The sequence below is a fragment of the Neosynechococcus sphagnicola sy1 genome (assembly GCF_000775285.1).
Lineage (GTDB): Bacteria > Cyanobacteriota > Cyanobacteriia > Neosynechococcales > Neosynechococcaceae > Neosynechococcus > Neosynechococcus sphagnicola.
In genome coordinates this window covers 64707-85166 of sequence record NZ_JJML01000015.1, presented here as the reverse complement: position 1 = coordinate 85166, position 20460 = coordinate 64707, and the positions used below count along the sequence as shown (strand labels likewise).

General features: G+C 52.6%; 19 protein-coding genes, 4 pseudogenes and 1 riboswitch. Of the genes and pseudogenes, 14 read left to right on the top strand and 9 right to left on the bottom strand.

Translation table 11 applies throughout. The features are described 5' to 3' along the window. Window positions 1-54 precede the first annotated feature (54 nt). Window positions 55-193: riboswitch (guanidine-I (ykkC/yxkD leader) on the bottom strand. A 176-nt stretch (window positions 194-369) separates the two neighbouring features. Further along, window positions 370-750 carry an Npun_F0494 family protein gene (locus DO97_RS06975; protein ID WP_156120481.1) on the top strand — a complete coding sequence of 127 codons (381 nt, stop codon included), beginning with the start codon at window positions 370-372 and terminating at the stop codon, window positions 748-750. A gap of 53 nt (window positions 751-803) precedes the next feature. On the opposite strand, the gene DO97_RS06970 is transcribed toward DO97_RS06975, so the two are convergent. From DO97_RS06970 to DO97_RS06960, 3 genes and pseudogenes are all read right to left on the bottom strand, one after another. Continuing rightward, window positions 804-2390, bottom strand: coding sequence for a B12-binding domain-containing radical SAM protein (locus DO97_RS06970; RefSeq protein WP_036532035.1), 1587 nt, complete (start codon window positions 2388-2390; stop codon window positions 804-806). A gap of 549 nt (window positions 2391-2939) precedes the next feature. Further along, window positions 2940-3122, bottom strand: a complete 183-nt coding sequence (locus DO97_RS06965) for a CsbD family protein (protein WP_036532033.1) — start codon at window positions 3120-3122, stop codon at window positions 2940-2942. Between the two features lie 188 nt (window positions 3123-3310). After that, a pseudogene (locus DO97_RS06960) lies at window positions 3311-3571 on the bottom strand (IS4 family transposase); the annotation flags it as partial. Between the two features lie 220 nt (window positions 3572-3791). Between DO97_RS06960 and DO97_RS23020 the strand changes: the two are divergent. Then, window positions 3792-4591 (top strand): annotated as a pseudogene (locus tag DO97_RS23020) (IS5 family transposase). A 125-nt stretch (window positions 4592-4716) separates the two neighbouring features. Here the strand turns inward: DO97_RS23020 and ilvN are convergent. The 6 genes and pseudogenes from ilvN to atpD form a co-directional block, all read right to left on the bottom strand. Then, window positions 4717-5235 (bottom strand): acetolactate synthase small subunit, encoded by a 519-nt coding sequence (gene ilvN, locus DO97_RS06945; RefSeq protein WP_036532119.1) that lies wholly within the window; start codon window positions 5233-5235, stop codon window positions 4717-4719. A gap of 88 nt (window positions 5236-5323) precedes the next feature. Beyond that, window positions 5324-6406 carry a cobalamin biosynthesis protein CobW gene (gene cobW, locus DO97_RS06940; protein ID WP_036532025.1) on the bottom strand — a complete coding sequence of 361 codons (1083 nt, stop codon included), beginning with the start codon at window positions 6404-6406 and terminating at the stop codon, window positions 5324-5326. 62 nt (window positions 6407-6468) lie between these two features. Then, a pseudogene (locus DO97_RS30870) lies at window positions 6469-7888 on the bottom strand (aldehyde dehydrogenase). A gap of 216 nt (window positions 7889-8104) precedes the next feature. Then, the gene (locus DO97_RS06930) at window positions 8105-8344 is read right to left on the bottom strand and encodes a hypothetical protein (protein WP_036532024.1); all 240 of its coding nucleotides are present in this window, start codon (window positions 8342-8344) and stop codon (window positions 8105-8107) included. 116 nt (window positions 8345-8460) lie between these two features. Further along, window positions 8461-8877 (bottom strand): ATP synthase F1 subunit epsilon, encoded by a 417-nt coding sequence (atpC, locus tag DO97_RS06925; protein WP_036532021.1) that lies wholly within the window; start codon window positions 8875-8877, stop codon window positions 8461-8463. A 94-nt stretch (window positions 8878-8971) separates the two neighbouring features. Further along, window positions 8972-10423 (bottom strand): F0F1 ATP synthase subunit beta, encoded by a 1452-nt coding sequence (gene atpD, locus DO97_RS06920; RefSeq protein ID WP_036532020.1) that lies wholly within the window; start codon window positions 10421-10423, stop codon window positions 8972-8974. A 132-nt stretch (window positions 10424-10555) separates the two neighbouring features. Here atpD and DO97_RS06915 point away from each other — a divergent pair, with 132 nt between their 5' ends. The 12 genes and pseudogenes from DO97_RS06915 (at window position 10556) to DO97_RS06870 (ending at window position 20456) form a co-directional block, all read left to right on the top strand. After that, a complete protein-coding gene (locus tag DO97_RS06915; RefSeq protein ID WP_052128485.1) occupies window positions 10556-11425 on the top strand; it encodes a TlyA family RNA methyltransferase in 870 nt (289 codons plus the stop codon). A 38-nt stretch (window positions 11426-11463) separates the two neighbouring features. Beyond that, the gene (gene map / locus DO97_RS06910; RefSeq protein WP_036532018.1) at window positions 11464-12291 is read left to right on the top strand and encodes a type I methionyl aminopeptidase; all 828 of its coding nucleotides are present in this window, start codon (window positions 11464-11466) and stop codon (window positions 12289-12291) included. Window positions 12292-12374: 83 nt separating this feature from the next. Beyond that, window positions 12375-13241: pseudogene (locus DO97_RS23015) on the top strand (response regulator transcription factor); the annotation flags it as partial. A gap of 89 nt (window positions 13242-13330) precedes the next feature. Continuing rightward, window positions 13331-14656 carry a sensor histidine kinase gene (locus tag DO97_RS06900; RefSeq protein ID WP_036532016.1) on the top strand — a complete coding sequence of 442 codons (1326 nt, stop codon included), beginning with the start codon at window positions 13331-13333 and terminating at the stop codon, window positions 14654-14656. Window positions 14657-14743: 87 nt separating this feature from the next. After that, window positions 14744-15574: a pseudouridine synthase gene (locus DO97_RS06895; RefSeq protein WP_072016387.1), complete on the top strand. Its 831-nt coding sequence runs from the start codon at window positions 14744-14746 to the stop codon at window positions 15572-15574. Continuing rightward, a complete protein-coding gene (locus DO97_RS06890) occupies window positions 15519-16325 on the top strand; it encodes a helix-turn-helix domain-containing protein (protein WP_036532015.1) in 807 nt (268 codons plus the stop codon). Before DO97_RS06895 ends, DO97_RS06890 begins: the two co-directional genes overlap by 56 nt. Window positions 16326-16331: 6 nt before the next feature. Beyond that, window positions 16332-16640, top strand: a complete 309-nt coding sequence (locus DO97_RS24965) for a hypothetical protein (protein WP_204368518.1) — start codon at window positions 16332-16334, stop codon at window positions 16638-16640. Then, window positions 16637-17680 carry a hypothetical protein gene (locus tag DO97_RS06885; RefSeq protein ID WP_204368517.1) on the top strand — a complete coding sequence of 348 codons (1044 nt, stop codon included), beginning with the start codon at window positions 16637-16639 and terminating at the stop codon, window positions 17678-17680. Before DO97_RS24965 ends, DO97_RS06885 begins: the two co-directional genes overlap by 4 nt. A gap of 153 nt (window positions 17681-17833) precedes the next feature. Beyond that, window positions 17834-18208 (top strand): ferritin-like domain-containing protein, encoded by a 375-nt coding sequence (locus DO97_RS26100; RefSeq protein ID WP_239651536.1) that lies wholly within the window; start codon window positions 17834-17836, stop codon window positions 18206-18208. Continuing rightward, window positions 18195-18500 (top strand): ferritin-like domain-containing protein, encoded by a 306-nt coding sequence (locus DO97_RS26095; protein ID WP_239651535.1) that lies wholly within the window; start codon window positions 18195-18197, stop codon window positions 18498-18500. Before DO97_RS26100 ends, DO97_RS26095 begins: the two co-directional genes overlap by 14 nt. 86 nt (window positions 18501-18586) lie before the next feature. Then, a complete protein-coding gene (locus DO97_RS06875; RefSeq protein WP_036532013.1) occupies window positions 18587-19780 on the top strand; it encodes an MFS transporter in 1194 nt (397 codons plus the stop codon). A 103-nt stretch (window positions 19781-19883) separates the two neighbouring features. Continuing rightward, the gene (locus tag DO97_RS06870) at window positions 19884-20456 is read left to right on the top strand and encodes a sigma-70 family RNA polymerase sigma factor (protein ID WP_036532012.1); all 573 of its coding nucleotides are present in this window, start codon (window positions 19884-19886) and stop codon (window positions 20454-20456) included. Window positions 20457-20460: the final 4 nt, after the last annotated feature.

Below are 20460 nucleotides of genomic sequence, written 5' to 3'. Positions count from 1 at the left end.
GTCAGGAGCCAAAACAAAAGCCCGGACGAACTCAGAACAGCCTTGCGACCGCGTTCCTCCCGGGCTTTTTTCCCGCCGTGTAGCTTACTGAGGACTCAGCAAGCTGCTTCTCTCGGACCAGACACTTGCACGAAGCACTTCATTCCCAGCAATGAAGCCTTCATTTCAAGTCGGAACCCTAGAAGCTGATAGCTAATTGTTCAATCTGACGCGATAGGGAACTCAATAGATGACAGGATGCATCTAGACGATGATGTTCCTGGATCAATATCACTACACTTGTATCAATGCCCCTTGAGAAAAAACGTATCTTAAGGCACAAAAGTTCTTCGATCACCGATCACTGTGCTGCTGTTAACTCGCCACTCCATGGAATATCCTGCCCGTACCATTGCCCGTGCTAATCGCGCCCTGCGGTGTGCGCCATTTGATTTAGACCTATTTGTAGAAATGCAGTTCTCCAGTGTGGCACTCTCGGCGATCGCAGGAGAGGCTGGGGTCGAGCATCATTACACCCTTAAAGTGCTGCCGGAATTTGCGGTTGAACATCACCTGCTATGGTTAATCCAGGTAGGAGTCTTACGACGGGAAGTTGACGGTCAAGGACTCACCGATAGCTTTCGCCTCACTCCCTTAGGACGGCAGTTAGTTGAGAGATGGCAACATCAGAGCAGTCGGACGTTGTATGCCCCGACCTGGGGCGATCGCCTTCTCAACTTTTTGCGCCGATGGTTACGTTTACCGCTTTAGATTGAATCCCCAGTGATCGCTTTAAATGGGCGTTTACAAACAGTTGTTGTCTATTAAGATCTTGCCAATACTGGGGCTTGCTCGGGTAGCAATATGGCAGTTAGAGGGTCGTAGCCTAGCTGTTGAGTGATGCGTTCTCTGGCTAAAATGCGATACTCCCAGAAATGTTCACCCGTCAAGCATAGTCCCAAATACATATTTAGAACCTGGGGCTTTCTTTGTAAAATAATCCAGAGTTGTCGCCAAAACTGTCCTCGAATTTCACGATGGCGGAGGCCTTGATGCCAAATCAACTGGATGAAAACCCGTAATCCTTTATCCAACGGTAGTTTCATCGTTTGTTGCCAACTATTTTGTACGCTGATACTGAGGCATTGCTGAAAACAGCGTCTGAGATAGTCTGAAGGTTCATATAACATCCAGAAGCCTTCCACGTACTCTTTAGCAATTTCAGCGATGGGGCGAGTTGGACAAAAATTCATCAGGGTATTCTGATCTCCTGTCTCAGTTATTCCAATCCCTTCGATTAAGCGCTGTTCTTTCTGGAGTCGATTCCATAGAGCTGTATTGGGCAATGCTTGCAGGATTCCCAGCATCGGTTGGGGAATACCGGTTTGTTCCACAAAGACTTGAATCCTTTCCCCTGCACCCACTCGCTCACCATCGAAGCCCAAAATGAAACCTGCATAGATTAATAGACCTGCTTGATTGATCTTGCGACAGGCATCAATTAGTGAGTTACGGGTGTTCTGTATCTTTTTTGTAAGATGTAAACTGTCCTGATCGGGGGTTTCAATCCCTAAAAAAACTGCATAAAATCGAGCTTCTGCCATCAGTTCTAGTAGTTCATCATCCTCGGCTAAATTTACAGATGCCTCAGTCATAAAGGTGAAGGGATAGTTGTGCTGTTTGACCCAGGGAATTAGTTCTCGTAAGAAACGTTTTACATTCCGCTGATTGCCAATGAAATTATCATCGACTATAAACAGCGAACCTCGCCAACCTAAATCGTAGAGGGCTTGCAACTCTGCTAGGGCTTGCCTCGGCTCTTTAGTGCGGGGTTTACGACCGTAGAGGGTGATAATGTCACAGAACTCACAGTTGAAGGGACAGCCCCGAGAAAACTGAATTGCCATCATGAAGTAGGCATTTATTTGTAGCAGATCGAAACGAGGCATGGGGCTGGTAGTAACATCTGGCTTATCTATGGAGCGGTAGATACCACCGGATTCTCCCTGCGCCAATGCTTCTAAAAACTGCGGTACCGTCATTTCCCCTTCATCTAAAATTAGGTGGTCTGCTCCGGCAGCCAAAGCGTCCTGGGGTACGGATGTTGGATATGGTCCTCCGACTGCCACCTTTTTCCCTAACCTCACAGCATTTTGAATCAATGCCTGGAAGTCGGGCTTCTGCACCAGCATCGCAGAGAGAATCACGATCTCACACCACTCCCAATCTGACTCAGTTTCTAGGCTGACATTACGGTCATAAAATCGAATTTCCCAGTCTTTGGGCAGTAGTGCTGCCACGGTCAGAATTCCTAAGGGTGGAATAACAGCCTTGAGTCCGGCCATTTTCATTGCACGATCGTAAGACCAAAAAGATTGAGGAAACCGAGGGTAGAGCAACAGTGCTTTCATCGTAAACTTCTAATAATGATGGATAGCGGTTACTTAGCTGAGGCTTGAAACTAGCTAAATTCGATGTAAGTTATTTAAAATCAATACAAATAAGTAATCTCCAAGATTAGGAATTACGACAAACTAACTGATTGATATCTGAGTTTTTATAGCCACCAAAAAACTGCAACGGTTGAGAGCCGAGCGAAGTAGTAGCATCATCCCTACCATCCGTATTCCCTGTTCGATAAGCTTCTACGGAATTTCTAGCTCTATCTAAATTCCCACCCAGAATTAGCTTTAATTTTAGGATAATAATGATTACCTAAGTCTGGTGCGGCCAGTTTTTACGAATGAATTAAAGACAAACGAAATAATGGTTGACAAGAAACTTGAATGGGGTAAAATCCCTGAGGCATCAACCTAATTTCACAACTCCTTAATCTATTAATAATTATTCAGTAATATATAGCAATCCTAAATGAGTCGTAACTTAAATTTGTCTAAAATCCTTACTCAGAAGGAATCAAAATTTACAAGTGACTTAGGACTGCTATACCAGTCATGATACTAGTCAAGAATTTTTTTGACTTCATCTTTTACATCTTCGACAGTGTGGCGAACTTGTGCCTCTGCTTGTTTCGCTTGACCTTCTGTTTGAGCTTTGGGATCTCCAGTTAGATCGCCTACTGCTTCTTGAATTTTACCTTCAATATTAATGGCAGTTGCCTTGAGTCTCTCTTCTAAGCTCATGATGTACTCCTTACTGAATTTGAGAACTGTTTATCTGTGCGCTGAATGAACAACTCTGACTTTATGATCAGTGTGATCGGCGATTGTTTCATTTAATGCATGAATTGATTAAATACGTTATAAAATGTTAGTAAAAATAGGCTGGTTTAAAACCAGAAGTGCTGAATCCAGAGATAAAACTTCACATTTCATTTAACAAGTGTGTCCGGCAGTAGATCGTAGCTCCAGTGAATGATCGAACAGCGTCGGCTCAATTCTAATTTTAAATAGCGAAACTTGTCCAATAATCGTTGCCCATAAAATGCCGGAATTTCCATCAACTGTAAAATCGGATAAGCAATCAACACCATGTAGATTTGCATCGTCACGCCGTTGATATTTTTGGTAATTAATCGGTCAAGTTTTAGATGCATCTTCAAAAACTTCCAAAGAATCTCGATTTGCGAGCGTGTTTATAAAGTAAATCTAAAGCGAGAGGGGAGAGCGGAGAAGGGGAATAAACTGCTAACACCCAGTTGAGAGCAGCGATATGAGCGAACCCATCTACTTCAGTGACCTAAGAGGATGTTTTAAAAGTCTTCCTGGGTGTATCCAACCACTCAGACCACCTAGAGACCGCTACGACAGAATCAGGGTTTATGGATTTTAGATTGCACCACTGAGTCGTATTTGAGGCTCAAGACGACCCTTTTAAAACATCCTCTAAGTGACAAAGAATGGGCAATTTTAGCCCCTCTGATTGCGCCTGGGAAATCGGGTGGACGTCCCCGCACAACCGACATGAGAGGCGTTTGTAACGGCATCTACTATCAATTGAAAAGCGGCTGTCAATGGGAGATGCTACCCAAGGAGTATCCGCCGAGTTCAACCGTTTATTCCTACTACCGCAAATGGCAACGCCGAGGGTTGTGGGAGCAGTTCAACCACACCCTGCGTGACCAAGTGCGAGAGCAGATGGGCAAATGCCCGCAACCCACAGCGATTGCAGCCGATAGCCAGTCGGAGAAAACGGCAGAAACAAGGGGGAGGTGTAGGGGTTTGATGGCGGTAAGGGGGTGAAAGAGCGCAAGCGGCAGGTGATTGTGGATAATCTGGGACTGCTGTTGAAAGTCGTTGTTGCCTAAGCGAATGGGGGGAACGGGTCTTAGGGGCGTATGCCCTGATGGAGTTAGTGGCAGAGCATCCCGAAGTGCTTGAGCAGGTGGAAGTATGATGGGTAGATGCAGGGGATAGGGGGGGATAAGTTTGCCCTCGTCGTGGGGTTGATGCTGCAAGCTCGGGTGGAGGGGAGGCAAAAGCTCACCGAGTACTTTGAGCGGTTGCCCAAGCGCTGGGTGCTGGAGCGGACATTTGGATGGCTCAATTGGTTTCGGCGGCTGAGTAAAGATTATGAGCGGTTGCCGGAAATGAGTGAGACTGCCATTTATGCGGCAATGACGCGGATTATGCTGCGACGATTAACCGCCTAAAAATTTACTTTATAAATAGCCTCTTAGCTCTTGGCGTCTAACCAAGGAGCTATATCTCCTTCATTGGAGAGTTGCGATAGGTATGGAGAGAGAGATCGCTATCATTGTGCTCTCTCCCTGCCTGTTTAGACCTTGGACTCCAGGGACTTGAGATATTCTGTATTTACCCCTGATTCACGGGTGAGGGCAATTTTGCCCGTGCGGGCAATTTCTCGAATTCCAAACTTATTTAAAACCTGGACGATCGCCACCATTTTCCCCGGATCACCCACCACCTCTAGGGTCAAAGACTCTTCGGCAACATCGACCACCCGCGCTCGGAAAATTTGCGCTAGCTCCACAATCTCAGAGCGATTGGCGCTGTCAGCATTGACTTTAAGCAACATCAATTCTCGTTCGACACAGGGGGACTCTGTGATGTCCTGGACTTTTAAAACATTAATCAGTTTGTAAAGTTGTTTCGTCAACTGCTCAATCACCCGATTATCGCCGGGAACTACCATGGTAATTCGAGAAATCCCCACTTGTTCTGCAGGGCCAACTGCCAGACTCTCGATATTAAAACCACGACGGGCAAATAGACCTGCAATTCGGGTCAGCACCCCTGCTTCGTCTTCAACTAAGACAGACAATGTATGCTTCATATTCTGAATGCGGATATCCCTGGTCAGCACCAAGCATGGCTTTCTATCTTAACGTGATTAGACCCAGTTTCTATCGATTGGGGAGTTCCTAAAGTCTGGGTGCCGCTTCAGCGATCGCCAGAGATTCTAACTGAAGCTGAATCTGTTGCGGATTCAATGCCCGACCAATAAAAACCAGTTGGGTCTGCCGCATTTCTTCCGGGTACCAGGGGCGGTCATAAAACTGTTCAAATCGCTCTCCTACCCCTTGGAGCACCAACCGCATGGATTTCTCAGGAACCGACACAAAGCCTTTAATACGATAGATCTCCTGTTCCGCCACCAGGGATTGGAGACAGTGTTGCAACTGCTGGGGTTCAAAGCTATCGTTCACCAGAACATGGGTCGCTGTGATCTCGTCGTCGTGGTCATGCTCCCCCTCCAGGTGATCATGGTGGCTAGGACGACTAGCCAGGTTATCTTCCACTGCACTGTGGAATCCCAGCAACAACTCTGGTGACAACTGCCCATATTTGCTGGAGACAATTTTGACCGCTCTCGGGAGTTCTTGCTGAATGCGGGTGATGATCTCAGCTTGCACAGCCGCATCCACCAAATCGGCTTTGTTCAAAATCACCAAGTCGGCACAAGCTAACTGGTCTTCAAACAGTTCTTGGAGGGGGGTTTCATGATCCAGATTCGGATCTGCTTGCCGCTGAGCCTCTAGTGCCTGTAGGTCAGTGGCGAGGGTACCGACGGAAACCGCTTCACAATCGACGACGGTCACCACCCCATCCACCGTGGCAGCATGGCGAATTTCCGGCCATCGAAAAGCTTGAATCAGCGGTTTTGGCAAAGCCAGCCCCGAGGTTTCAATTAAGATGCAGTCGAGGCGATCGCGCCGTTTCAGCAATTCCAGCATCGTCGGCAAGAATTCTTCCTGGACGGTGCAGCACAGGCAACCGTTGGTCAGTTCTACAATATTGCTGACGGCAGCTTCATCGGCAGGACTTGCTTCTGGACAAACCTCGCAGGCTCGGAGTAACTCTCCATCAATGCCCAACTCACCAAATTCATTCACCAACACCGCAATTCTGCGACCCTGGTTCTGTTGGAGGAGATGGCGAATCAGGGTGGTTTTGCCACTCCCGAGGAAGCCAGTGACAATTGTAACGGGAATCTTTGCAGCCATAGGAAACGGGGAGTTGCAATCAATTGGATAGTAGAGTTCACTTAAGGTTCGATGGGATAGGGTTATCCCCAGCCCATGAGCTTTTTGATGATCGGCAGTTTATTTGGGTAGGGCGGATAGCGCCAAGGAAAATCGAGCCACAGGCCCCGTTGGAGCACACTTTTGTAATGGGAGAAGGTATCAAAACTGGCTTTGCCGTGATACCGCCCCATGCCACTGGCACCGATCCCACCAAAGGGAAGTTCTGAGAGGGCAATGTGCATAATCGTATCGTTGATGCAAACACCGCCAGCAGAAATTGATTGTAAGACCTGGGCTTGATGTTGGGCGTTTGTGGTAAAAAGGTACAGCGCCAAGGGCTTGGGATATTGATTCACTAGGGAGATCGCCTCCTCCAGGGTTTGATAGGGGATGATCGGCAGAATCGGGCCAAAGATTTCTTCCTGCATCACCGCGGAGGTCAAGGACACTTGATCTAAGAGGGTAGGAGCAATGTAGCGATCGCTGGCATGGGTTTGGCCGCCGCTGATCACCTGTCCATCCTGGAGATAGCGGCAGAGGCGATCAAAATGAGGTTGACTAATAATTCGAGCAAAGTCCGGACTCTGAGCTGGATCATGGCCATAGAAGTCAAGAATCATCCGTTGGAGCACTGCCACCAACTGGGGCTTAATGGTCTGATCGACTAGGAGATAGTCTGGAGCGACACAGGTCTGTCCAGCATTGAGAAACTTCCCCCAGACAATCCGACGGGCGGTGGTTTCTAAGTCAGTGGTGGCATCGACAATGCAGGGGCTTTTCCCCCCCGAATTCTAGGGTGACAGGCGTAAGATGGGCTGCCGCAGCCGTCATCACCCGTTTGCCCACCTCCGTACTACCCGTAAAGAAGATGTGATCAAAGCGGTTTGCCAGAAGTTCTTGGCTGGCTGTAACTCCCCCTTCCACCACAGCAATGTAGGCCGGGTCAAAGGTTTTCTGGATCATGCTTGCCAAAACCAAGGAGGTTTGAGCCGCTAATTCTGAGGGTTTAAGAATGGCACAATTGCCAGCGGCGATCGCCCCCACTAGCGGGGCCATGGCTAGCTGAAAGGGATAATTCCAGGGACTGAGGATCAGTACCACGCCCAAGGGTTCAGGATAAATCTGAGCCGTTGCCGGAAACTGTTGCCAGGGCACAGATACAGATTGAGGTTTTGCCCAAGTAGTCAGATGCCTCAGCGCATAGTTAATCTCCGCCAGCACACTAATTCCAATTTCTGTCACGTAGGTTTCAAACTCTGATTTGTGCAAATCTACGCGGAGTGCCTGGAGAATCTCCGGTTCATGCTCCCGGATCGCCTGCTTCAGCGCTTGGAGTTGTTGGAGCCGAAACCGCAGGTCTTGGGTACGACCACTCTGGAAAAAGGTTCGTTGTTGCTGCAAGAGGTCTGAGATAGTGCTTGGCGTAGCCGCTTCGCCACAACTAGACTGCTCTCCCAGCATCGCCCCAAGGGTTGTCGGGTGTTGAGTCTGACCTGCCGCTACCATAACGAGCCGAGTCCCTACCATATTTACTTCGAAGTCTATTATCCCTCAAGGGATCACGTCAGCCCACTGGAACCATCCCCTAGCTACTTACCAGGGGGGATCTGTCCTCTTGCCCCACGCGGGCTGCCGACACAAGCGCAATGCCTGTAGGCAACCATCGCTTCTCCCCTCCTACTCGTCGTCCCAAGACCCCTGGGTGTAGCCGAGTTGTTCCGCCGCCTGCCGCTCCTTGCTGCTCAGATCTTCCCAATATTGATCATCGGATGCAGGGGGATCAGTGTCTTCTTCCCAACTGGCTTCGTCCCAGCCTAAACTTCCCCAAAGCGCTTGTTCGGCACTGCTCATGTCCGTCCAACTCAAATCATCCCAAACTGCTCCTGGATTGCCTTTAACCTGCCGAATACTAGTCATAGTTCCTCATCAAGAGACTACAAATCGATTTCGCTCATCCCTACGGGTCTATTAAAACAATAAAACTGGGAATAACCTCCCAGCTTTTTTACCCTACAAAATGAGCCGACCCTTCGCTAAAGTGAAACGGCAACGCCAGCGGCTTGGAGTCGGGCACGGGCACGTTTAAATGCCTGGGTTGCCTGGATTTGCTCTTGACGAGTGCCAGTGCTTTGCACTTGGGCAAATCGGTCTGCCGCTGCGGTAAAGGTGGTGCGAGCTTCTTCGCGATCGATGGCATCGCCGCGCTCCGCGCCATTGACCAAAATAGTGACTTCATTGTTCTCAACTTCGGCAAATCCCCCCATCAGGGCGATGGAGAGCCAATTTTTGCTGGCTCGCACCCGCATGACACCCGTGTCCAAAGCGGTCAAGAGCGGCGCATGTCCGGTGAGAATCCCCAGCTGTCCAGTCGTACTGGGGAGAATGACTTCCTCAGCAGTTGAATCCCAGACCGTTTTATCTGGGGCAATGACACGAACGGTTAACGTCATAACTTCCTTGCTTGCAATGAGCTGTCAGTGTCCCACCCTCGGCGGTTCATGGCAACAGAACTTTCACGAACCGCTGAGGGTTGTCTAGGTATGCTTAGGCATTTTTGAGTTTTTCAGCTTTTGCGATCGCCTCGTCAATGCCACCCACCATGTAGAAGGCTTGTTCAGGCAGGGCATCCAACTCTCCGGAGAGAATCATCTTAAAGCCCTTGATGGTATCTTCCAACTTCACATACTTGCCGGGAGATCCGGTGAACACCTCAGCCACAAAGAAGGGCTGGGACAGGAAGCGTTCAATTTTACGGGCACGGGCAACAATCAGACGGTCATCCTCAGACAATTCATCGAGACCCAGGATGGCAATAATGTCCTGAAGTTCTTTGTAACGCTGGAGCGTCGATTGCACCGCCCGCGCAGTGCTGTAGTGATCTTCCCCCACAATACTAGGTTGCAGCATCGTCGAGGCAGAGTCCAGGGGATCTACTGCTGGGTAGATCCCTTTCGATGCCAAGCCACGGGAGAGTACCGTTGTTCCATCCAAGTGGGCAAAGGTAGTTGCCGGAGCCGGGTCAGTCAGGTCATCCGCCGGCACGTAAACCGCCTGAATCGAGGTAATAGACCCTTCCTTCGTGGAGGTAATCCGCTCCTGTAGATCGCCCATATCGGTTCCCAGGGTTGGTTGATATCCCACCGCAGAGGGCATCCGACCGAGGAGGGCAGACACTTCTGAACCCGCTTGGACAAATCGGAAGATGTTGTCAATAAACAGCAGCACGTCTTGTTTGTTGATATCCCGGAAGTACTCCGCCATGGTCAGGGCTGACAGACCAACCCGCATTCTAGCTCCAGGGGGTTCATTCATCTGACCGTAGACCAGGGCGATCTTGGAACTGCCCAGGTCATCTTTGTTGATTACCCCGGATTCCATCATTTCGTTGTAAAGGTCGTTGCCTTCACGGGTGCGTTCCCCCACACCGCCAAAAACCGAGACCCCCCCGTGCTGAGTGGCGATATTGTTGATCAACTCCATCATGATCACGGTTTTACCGACTCCGGCTCCCCCAAACAGTCCAATCTTGCCCCCCCGACGGTAGGGAGTCAGGAGATCAACCACTTTAATGCCAGTTTCAAACACAGAAGGCTTGGTTTCCAAGTCTGTCAACTTGGGAGCCGGACGGTGAATGGGCAGGGTATCTTGAACGTCAACAGGGCCTTTCTTATCAACAGGCTCACCCAAGACATTGAAAATCCGACCCAAGGTAGCAGCTCCCACTGGAACAGTGATGGCGGCACCGCTATCAATCACTTCCATCCCCCGTACCAGGCCATCAGTGGAGCTCATGGAAACTGCCCGTACTTGGTGATCTCCAAGCAATTGCTGAACTTCGCAGGTGACGGAAACGTCTTCTCCAGCTTCGTCAGTGGACTTAATAACGAGGGCATTATAAATTTGCGGCATCTTACCCGCAGAAAACTTAACATCGACCACTGGGCCGATGATCTGCGTAATGTAGCCAATGTTTGCCTTTTCTACAGTGGTGACCATGCTACGCCTATATGTTTTAAGTCAGCTATTTCAGGTTACTGGGAGCTAGTTTCGCTACTGAAACTGCCATTTCTTAGGGTATCACTGAACGGATGAAGATTTTTAGATTAAATTTATGTTTTGGGGGCAATGGTGGCAAAACAACGGCTGGATATTCGACTGGTAGAACTGGCATTGTGCACCTCCCGGCAACAGGCACAACGCTTGATTCGTGCTGGGGAGGTGCGGGTGAATCAGCAGGTGATTGACAAGCCCGGCACAGAAATTGACCTGATGGCAGCAATTCAACTGAAGCAGCGATCGCCCTTTGTATCCCGAGGGGGTGAGAAGCTAGCTAAAGCACTGGAAGTCTTTGCCATTGATGTCAAGGGGCGGGTCTGTCTGGATGGGGGAATTTCCACCGGTGGGTTTACAGATTGTTTGTTACAGGCGGGTGCCCAGCGGGTCTATGGCATTGATGTCGGCTATGGACAGGTGGACTGGCGGTTACGCAACGATCCCCAAGTGGTTCTGCGAGAACGCACCAATTTGCGGTACCTTACCCCCTCAGATCTGTATGAACCTGAGCAGCCCCCGCCGGATTTGGGGGTGGTGGATGTCTCCTTTATCTCCTTGGTCAAGATTTTGCCCGCCCTGTGGCAGTTGCTGATTCCTCCCCGAGAAGTGGTGTTGTTGGTGAAACCCCAATTTGAAGTCGGGCGGCAACGGGTGGGTAAAAATGGGGTGGTGCGAGGGGCTGGGGAGCATGCCCGTGCGATCGCCCAGGTGGTGACCGCCGCCCAAGGCTTCAATTGGTACTACCAGGGGTTAACCTGGTCACCCTTGGTGGGGCCAGCTGGCAATTTAGAATACTTACTGTGGTTGCGGGCTGACCTCGCCACTCCATTTCCCAACCTAGAGCTAATACAACGGGTTACTCAGGCAGCCCAGACGCTGGTCAAAGACCATCCTGCTAGCATCCCTCCCCAGGCTCCAAGCCATGGAAGCCAACCAGTAGAATAGAGAAGATATTTGCCTACCTCCCCGCCTTTCCTTGCCCCATGAATATTTTCGGCAGCTTATTATCTCAATCCCCTCCAGGCCCCTCGATTAAAAAGCACCGCCGAGGGGTTGAGATCAAGTCTGAACGAGAGATTGACATCATGCGTCAGGCCAGCAACATTGTAGCCACCGTGCTCCAGGAACTTGCCCAATGGGTGCAACCCGGCATGACCACCGCCGATTTGGATGCCCATGCCGAAAAGCGGATTCGTCAGTTGGGGGCAACTCCCAGTTTTAAGGGATACCACGGCTTCCCCGCGTCCATCTGCGCTTGCCTCAACCATGAAGTGGTTCATGGCATTCCCAGCCGCAAGAAAATCATTCGCGAGGGCGATGTCTTAAAGATAGACACCGGCGCTTACTTTGAGGGCTTCCATGGTGATTCCTGTATTACCCTTGCCATTGGCACCGTCACCCCCGCAGCTACCCATCTGATTCAGGTTGCGGAAGCCAGTCTCTACAAAGGCATTGAGCAGGTCAAAGCCGGGAATTGCCTGCTGGATATTGCTGGAGCGATTCAGGATCATGCCGAAGCCCACGGCTTTTGCATTGTGGAAGATTTCACGGGGCATGGTGTCGGGCGTAACCTCCATGAAGAACCTTCGGTGTTTAATGTCCGTACCCATCAGTTACCAAATGTGAAGCTACGGGCTGGCATGACCTTGGCCATTGAACCAATTCTCAACGCTGGGTCGAAGTTTACTCGGATTTTGGGCGATCGCTGGACTGCTGTCACCGTTGATAATGCGCTTTCGGCTCAGTTTGAGCATACGGTGTTGGTAACGGAGAGCGGTTACGAAATTCTCACAGATCGATCGCACCTATAGGTAGATCTTCACGTTAGGGTCAGAGCCAGGATGATACAATTAGGCTGACTCGCAAGACACAACCCTGGGAAATCTCCTTACGTATGCTACTAGCAGAAACTACCAAGTCTCAAGCAACGCTGAAGTTAGGGCGTGTTCTCGTTGTTGAGGATGAAGAACTGATCCGGGAAACCATTGCCCTGGCGCTGCAAGAAGAAGGATATGAGGTAGTCACGGCGGTGGATGGTCGCAGCGCCCTCTCCCTCCTCAGCACCCTGGAAGATGGGCGAGATCGAGAGGGAACTTCTGCCGTGGGCGGGTCAACCAGTCGGTTTGGTTCTGAGCGTCTGCCCCAGCGATCTGTGGGCACCACCCTGTCCCCCATCGCTCCAACCGTCGAAGCCAGAGGGCAGCAGCAGGGTAGCTTTGATGTGATTATTCTGGATTTGATGTTGCCCTATATCAATGGCTTAGATCTGTGCCGGTTGATTCGTCGGGATGGCAGTAGCGTGCCAATTTTAATTTTGAGCGCTCGGGGGAGTGAAACGGATCGGGTGGTGGGGTTGGAGGTGGGTGCGGATGATTACCTCACCAAGCCTTTTGGGATGCGAGAGCTGGTCGCCCGTTGTCGAGCCCTGTTGCGACGACATCGCCATGTGTCGTTACCTGCGGCTGAGGCGGTGATTCGGCACCAAGATATTGCCCTCTCCCTCAGTGAGTGCCGTGTCACTGTGCGGGGCGAAGAGATTAACTTTTCCCCGAAGGAATTTCGGATTTTGGAGCTATTCATTCGCCATCCTCGCCGAGTCTGGTCACGGGAACAACTTCTAGAGCGCATTTGGGGGCCCGATTTCATGGGAGATAGCAAAACGGTGGATGTCCATATCCGCTGGTTACGAGAGAAACTAGAAATCGATCCGAGCCAACCCAAGTACTTACAAACCGTGCGGGGTTTGGGTATCGATTTGGGTAGTTGGCGAGATGCTCCGATCCCAGTTCTGTCCCCACAAACTGGATGTAGAGGCCAAACGTGCTCCTAGGGTTTTTACTTGGATTGTCGATGGCACTGGCCTGCTGGGTATGGCAACAGCGGCGTCTCAACCACAGCCTGAGGGTGATGTTATGGAACTTGCAACCCCGAAACCCGGAACCGAAGTTCTCCCTCATATCCCAGTTGTCTGTGGCGATCGCCCGTTCCCAGCAACAATACCAGTCCCTAGAGATGCAGCTGCAATCCTGGCAGCAGATACTTCAAGTGGCACCGATCGCCTGTCTGGTCGTGGATCAGGAAAACTGTTTAATCTGGTACAACCAGATCGCCGCTGAACTCTTGAATCTGCAAGTCATGCAGGAAACCAAGCCGCGATTACTCTTAGAGGTGGTGCGCTCCTATGAACTGGATCAACTGATTGAACAAACGCGCAATTCCCAACAAGCAACTCAGAGTCATTGGCTGTTTCAACCGATTTCTGCCGATGCCTCCACTTTGGCACGGATGGTGGCCTGTCCCTTGTCTGGCTATGGCTTTCCCCTGTCCCAGGAACGAGTAGCCATCTTCCTGGAAAATCGGCAGGAGATCTTGACCTTGACCCAGCAGCGCGATCGCTGGGCTTCGGACGTTGCCCATGAGCTCCGCACCCCCCTGACATCGATTCGTTTAGTTGCAGAGACCCTGCAAACTCGTGTGGAACCGGGGCATCGTTCCTGGATTGATCGACTCTTGGATGAGGTTGCCCGTCTGAGCAACCTGGTGCAAGATCTCTTGGAATTGAGTGAACTGAGATCGGGGATGCGCCAGCGTCTGAGTTTGACGACCTTGGATTTGGTAAGCCTCATCCAACAAGCATGGCAAACCTTGGAACCCTTGGCGCGTCAGCAACAGGTGTACCTGGACTATCAGGGGCCTGCATCCCTATGCCTCCAAGCCGATGAACCCCGGATGTATCGGGTGCTGCTCAATTTATTAGACAACAGCATTAAGTACAGTCCTCCCCACCGCCCGATTCGGGTGCAACTGCAAACCTCTGATTCAGCGAACTTAGACGTAGTAACCAAGGGTCAGGCTACTCACCCGCCGCTGCTGGCAAAGTCATCCCATCGTCCCAGTCAGCTGGTTCATTTGCAGGTGATTGACACCGGCAGTGGCTTTCCTGAGAGTGATCTCCCTTACGTCTTTGAACGTTTTTACCGTGCCGATCCCTCCCGCACTCGCAGTGCTTTGCCCGTCTCTAGCTCCGAAACGACCGTTGCCAACCATGGGGGCAGCGGCCTGGGACTCGCCATTGTCCGTCAGATTGTGGAAGCCCATGAGGGGATTGTCAGTGCCAGCAACCATCCGGAAACGGGGGGAGCCTGGTTACAGGTCTACTTACCCCAGCGATCGTAGTCCGCGAGAACAGTCCTGATCCTGTAATATTTATACATAAACTGCACTGCTATCCTGGATCTATACTGCGTTCTGGCAGATTCATCCATGACTGAACGGCTTCAGAAAATTCTGTCCCAGTGGGGAATTGCCTCTCGTCGTCAGGCTGAGCAAATGATTCGAGACGGGCGGGTACGCCTCAATGGAGAAGTGGTGTTGCAATTGGGGCAACAGGCAAGCCCAGACCTAGATCGGATTGAGGTGGATGGACAGGCGGTAGAGCCGTTGTATCGTCCTGCAACGGTCTATTTACTACTGCACAAACCAGTCGCGGTGGTTTCCACCTGCCACGATCCCTGGCATCGGTCTACGGTGCTCGATCTGCTCCCAGAATCTTGGCGGACAGGTCAGGGAATTCACCCGGTGGGTCGTCTCGATTACCAGTCAACCGGGGCATTACTTTTGACCAATGATGGCGCTTTAACCTTTGGGTTGACCCATCCTCGCCATCACATTGCCAAAACCTATCGGGTCTGGGTTCAGGGTCAGCCACCAGAACCGGTACTCCAGCAATGGCGGCAGGGTGTCCTCCTCTCTGGGAAGCGAACGCTCCCGGCTGAGGTGCAGGTGGTTCAACGCCAAATCGGTCAGACACTGCTGCATATCATTCTCCATGAAGGTCGCAATCGCCAAATTCGCAAGGTAGCAGAGCAACTAGGCCATCCGGTGGTGCAACTCCATCGCACGGCCATTGGAGCGATTCAGTTAGCGTCTCTCCCTGAGGGACATTATCGGTGCCTCACCAACGCTGAAATTCGTTTTTTAAGACAACAAATCAATCAAACACCGGTTCATGATCGTGTTGGGGGCAAGAACGTAGCATATGATCTGGAATCGCAAACCCAAGACAATCCGCCATCCCGAACAGGAACGGTCTGAAAAGCTCCTAGAGTTAGGGAATTACCTGCGCCAAACTCGTCAGGCGCAGTCTTTGTCCTTGGAAGATGTGGCGGCAAAAACCAGGATTCAGATGCGTTTGTTACAGGCGATCGAAAACGGACGACTGGAGCAACTCCCCGAACCCGTCTACATCCAAGGATTTATTCGTCGGTTTGCCGATGCCTTGGGTCTCGATGGCACTGCAATTGCGGGCGGGTTTCCCACAGGAGCCACCCCCCGCCCCGTGCAAGCGTCTTGGCGCGATTTGCCTGCGGCGCAACTACAACCCGTTCACCTCTACTTAATTTACATTGGTGTGATTATTCTGGCTGTCAAGGGGTTGTCGGTGCGTCTGAATTCGACCCCCGAAGCCACCCCAAAAACCGAGAATCAGGCTCAAGCAACAATCGTTGCTACGCCCCCCTCCCCTCCCTCCGGCCCCCCTGTTCCCACCACCTCATCTGGAGCTACCACGAGTTCAGCCGTGCCTCGCCAAGTGCAGGTGAAGACCATCATTACGGGTGAATCCTGGATGTCCGTGGTGGCCGATGACAAAACCGTTTTTGAAGGCATTCTCCCCGCCGGAACGCAGAAGGTCTGGCAGGCCAAACAACGACTGCTGATCCGAACGGGGAATGCGGGGGGGGTGATGATTGCCGCCAATGGTGAAACTGCCAAACCCATGGGTGCCCTCGGAATGGTTGCAGAGTCCTCCTTTGGGGTTCCGACATCCCCAGCCATCTCCCCCTAGCCTGCCATGTCCCTCTCGGAATCCTCAGAGCCTGTGAACCCAACGGCGGATGGGGCGGCGGGTATCCAGCATCAAGGTACCCATCGCTCTTGGTCAGGTCGCTCTTGGTCTTGGCTGAGACAATCTTGGCACCACCCCTGGGGGTTTGTTGGCAGTATGTGGTTGTTGAGTCGACTGCTGATTGTCAGTGTCTTGTTGTGGGTAGCCCCTGCCCTGCCCGTCCCACCGGGAGGGGTCACCCCTAAGGTTGGGTGGGAGGTCTTCGTCCACTCGGGATGGCATTTTCTACCAACTGATTGCCACCCAAGGATATGAACATTCCACGGCTCCCTTCGCTGCCGTTTTTTCCCCTGTTCCCCTTGCTGAGTCGAGGGGTGATGACCTTGGGACTGCCCTTTGCAGTGGCGGGCACCTTGGTAAATAATCTGGCCTTTTGGGGGGCATTGCGCCTTGTCTATGGCTGGGTAGCAGCGCGTCATGGGCTGGCCGCTGCTCGCTGGGCCACGGCGGTTTTAGCCTGGTGCCCCCTGTCCCTATTTGGCACCGTGGCCTACACCGAAGGCTTGTTTCTGTTATGGAGTACAGCGGCGCTGCGAGCCTTTGATTGCCAGCAGTATGGGCAGACTGCCCTTTGGGGAGCCTTGGCGACGGCGACCCGACCGACGGGATTGGCCTTATTGCCCGCTTTCTGGATTGTCGCCTGGCGGGAACGACGACCCGAGATCGCCTACTTGGCAGGAGGGGCAGCAGTAACGGGGGTGTTGTTGTTTAGTGTCTATTGTGGGTTGCGATTGGGAGATCCCCTGGCATTTATCCATGCTCAGAAGGCTTGGAGACCAGCCCTTGGCGTTGATTGGGCGGGCTGGCTGAAGTTAATCTCCCAGGTGACCAGTGGCCCCGTAGATCGATTCACCGGAGCCGTCAAAGATCCCCTCCATCCCCTATTGTTTACCCTGACCATTGCCGCCGCTGGGCTGTTGCTGAAGTTTCGCACCCACCTGGGAGGCTCGACGGGCTATGGTTTCTGTGGCTTGGTGTTATTGCAGTGGATTCTGGGGGGGGATTCCTGGCTGAATGCTATGGCAATTTTTGGAGGCGCTTATCTGCTGTGGCAGAGTCGTCAATCCCTCCGTCCCATTGTCCTGATTTATGGTTACTGCGCCTTAGCCCTGATTCTTAGCTCGGGCAGTACCTATTCCCTGAATCGGATTGCCTATGGGGTTGTCTCCTGGGCGATCGCCCTGGGGATTTTGCTCGCCCGTTATCCTCGATGGGGCTACCCCACCCTGATCTTCTTTGCCATCATCCTAGCGAGTTTTGCCCTGCGATTTGCCCAGCAGCAGTGGGTGGCCTAAAAATCCATAGATCCAACTGAGTGGAGTCAGCGTATATCCCTGTATATCCCTTCAGATGGGTGACTGACGCAGCTGAAGTTGGTGGAAAGCACAGAGCTAGGAGGGCTTGGTGCAACTTTTACCTGCCTATTTTTTATTGTTCAGGAGAGGACTATGAATCGTAAACATGCCCCTTTGGCTAGCACCCCCCGTCGCTCTGGGGGATTGTCTCGCCGCAACCTGCTCACGGTGGGAACTGCGGTGGGTGCGGCGGGTGCCTTTGGACTCCCTTTTTGGGGGAACCGGGTGGCTGCCAGCCCCGCTGGCGATCCACAGCATGACATCCAAATTCTCAACAAAGCGCTGTTCTATGAGCACCAAGCCATCTGGGCCTACGGTGCGGCGGCCAGCAAGCTGACGGAGACCGCCGTCGGTAAAGCCGTGCTCAGTATTGCCTTAGCCAATCAAGGGGATCACAAAAAACACCGGGATACGTTGGCTATGGTCGTCAGCAAGTTCGGGGGGCACCCCGGTGATGGCGGAGTCTAGCTATGATCTCTCCTCCTATCTCAGTCGTCAGGAAGGCGGACTAGACTCGGATGTCAATATTGCCAAGTTAGCGTTGGCCTTAGAAACCGATGCCGCGATCGCCTACGGCACTGAGATTGCGGGATTCAAAACCCCGGCCCTGATTACCGCCGGAGCCAGTATTGGCTCCAATGAAGCCAGTCATGCCACGATTATCCGGGCTGCATTTAAGTCCCTAGGGGTTGATCTGGTGGTGGTACCAGCGGCCTTTATCAGTGCCGAGACCCGCAATAGCTGGATTCTCAAGGTCTAGTATCGACTGCTAACTTTCCCTAACCAAGCCGCCGCTGGCGAAGGTCACAGGACACAATGGATGCGATGAATTCAATGCCATTGCCGATGCCCTCCTCTCGATCCACCGCTCCCATCTGCTGGCGACAAGTTTGGGGATTATCGGCTGTCCTCACCGCCGTGATGATCAGCTGGTTGGCCTACGGCTTGTATCAGCCTCAAATTCTTCAGCATCTGGGTTTTGTCAAACTGGCAGCTTGGTTGGAAATTCTTCAGGGGGGCTTGGGAGCCTTGATTGAACCAGGGGTGGGAGGACTCTCCGATCGCATGCAGCAACGATTTGGCAGTCGCCTGCCCCTGATTACCACGGGGGTTACCCTGGCTGGTTTAATCTTTGTGGCCGTGGCGCTGCTGCTTCAGGGGCAGATTCCCACGGGAATCCGCTGGAGCATCCCCGTCCTGATGACGATTTGGGTGGCATCGATGATCTTGTTTCGTGGCCCCGTCATCGCATTGTTGCGGCAGGCGGCTCCCCTGGAAGCCCTCCCGGAAGCCAACGTGGCCCTCACGGTTGTCTTTGGTCTCATCGGTGCCTTGGCCCCGGTGCTGACGATGTTCCTCCAGTCTGTGGGGGCTTCCCTCACCTTCCTGCTCGGAGCGATCGCCCTGGTGGTAGCGGCAACCCTGCTCTATAAAACCATGCCCCCCGGTGATTTGTTTCCCGCTGCTGGGGAGGGGCGATCGCCCCTCGTCCCGCTGCAAATGGGCTGTATTTTGGGTATTGGATGGGGTGCTGGCTTCCTGAGTAACTTGCTGCTGAGGACGTTTCCTCCCCTGCTCCAGCCCGCTCTTGGCGTCACCCCGCCATGGATCACGTCGATGATTCTGTTGGTGTCTGCCGTGGCGGCAATGCCGGCGGGGAGGGTGATCGAGCGCTTCGGAGGGGCATTGACGATGCTGGGGGGACTGGCCTTGGCGCTCGCCTGCCTGGGAGGGGCAGCGTTGGCTCCTAGCCCCGTGATCGCTTGCAGCATGGTGCTGCTGGCTGGGGGTGCTTTTGGCTTGGTGTTTGAAAGCCAGATTCCCCTGGCCCTAGGGATGTTGCCCCGCGATCGCGCTGGTCTGGCAACGGGACTGCTGTTTGGGGGGCTGGGTGGGTCCACTGCCTTGCTCTCGGCCTTGCAACAATCGGGAGAGACTTTCACGACGTTGATGGCAATTCCAGGGGCGATCGCGGCTCTGGCATTGGTAGCCCTCTGCCTGACAGTGCACCAGCGGCGTGGCTCAGCTATTCACGATTGAGGCTGTGAGGACAACCTGTGGGGTACCCTCCCACCCTCTGTCCGCCTCTGTCATCCTGTGATTAAATGGCATCACCCTCTCTCGCAGATGTCAGTCCGCCTCGATGACCATTCAGCCGTCAAGCAATGACGCTTCCCTCCTGGCTCGGATTGCCCAACACGACCAAACCGCCCTCTCAGAACTCTATGACCGCTATGCTCGCGTCCTCTATGCTGTGAGCTTCAAAATTCTCGGGTCGGCGGAGGAAGCCGAGGAAGTGGTGCTGGATGTCTGGACTCAGGTTTGGCGCACAGCTGGGCGCTATGATGCTCAACGGGGACAGGTGGATAGCTGGCTGTTTCTATTGACGCGCAGCCGCGCCCTCGATCGCCTACGCAAGTTACAGCGATCGGCACGAAGCCTGGTGGCCTCCCAAACAGCTACTCAACTTCAGTCGCCCCCGCTAGACCCGGTGGAAGTGGCCTGGATCTTGGAACGTCGTGCCAGTGTGCAGTCGGCCTTGACCCAATTGCCTGCGGAACAGCGGCAGGTGATCGAACTGGCTTACTATCAGGGGCTGACCCACGCTGAAATTGCCACCCAAACTGGAACTTCCTTAGGCACCGTGAAAACCCGAATTCGTCTGGGACTCAGCAAGTTACGCTTGACCCTAGCAATCCCCGATGAGATGAATTGAGCAG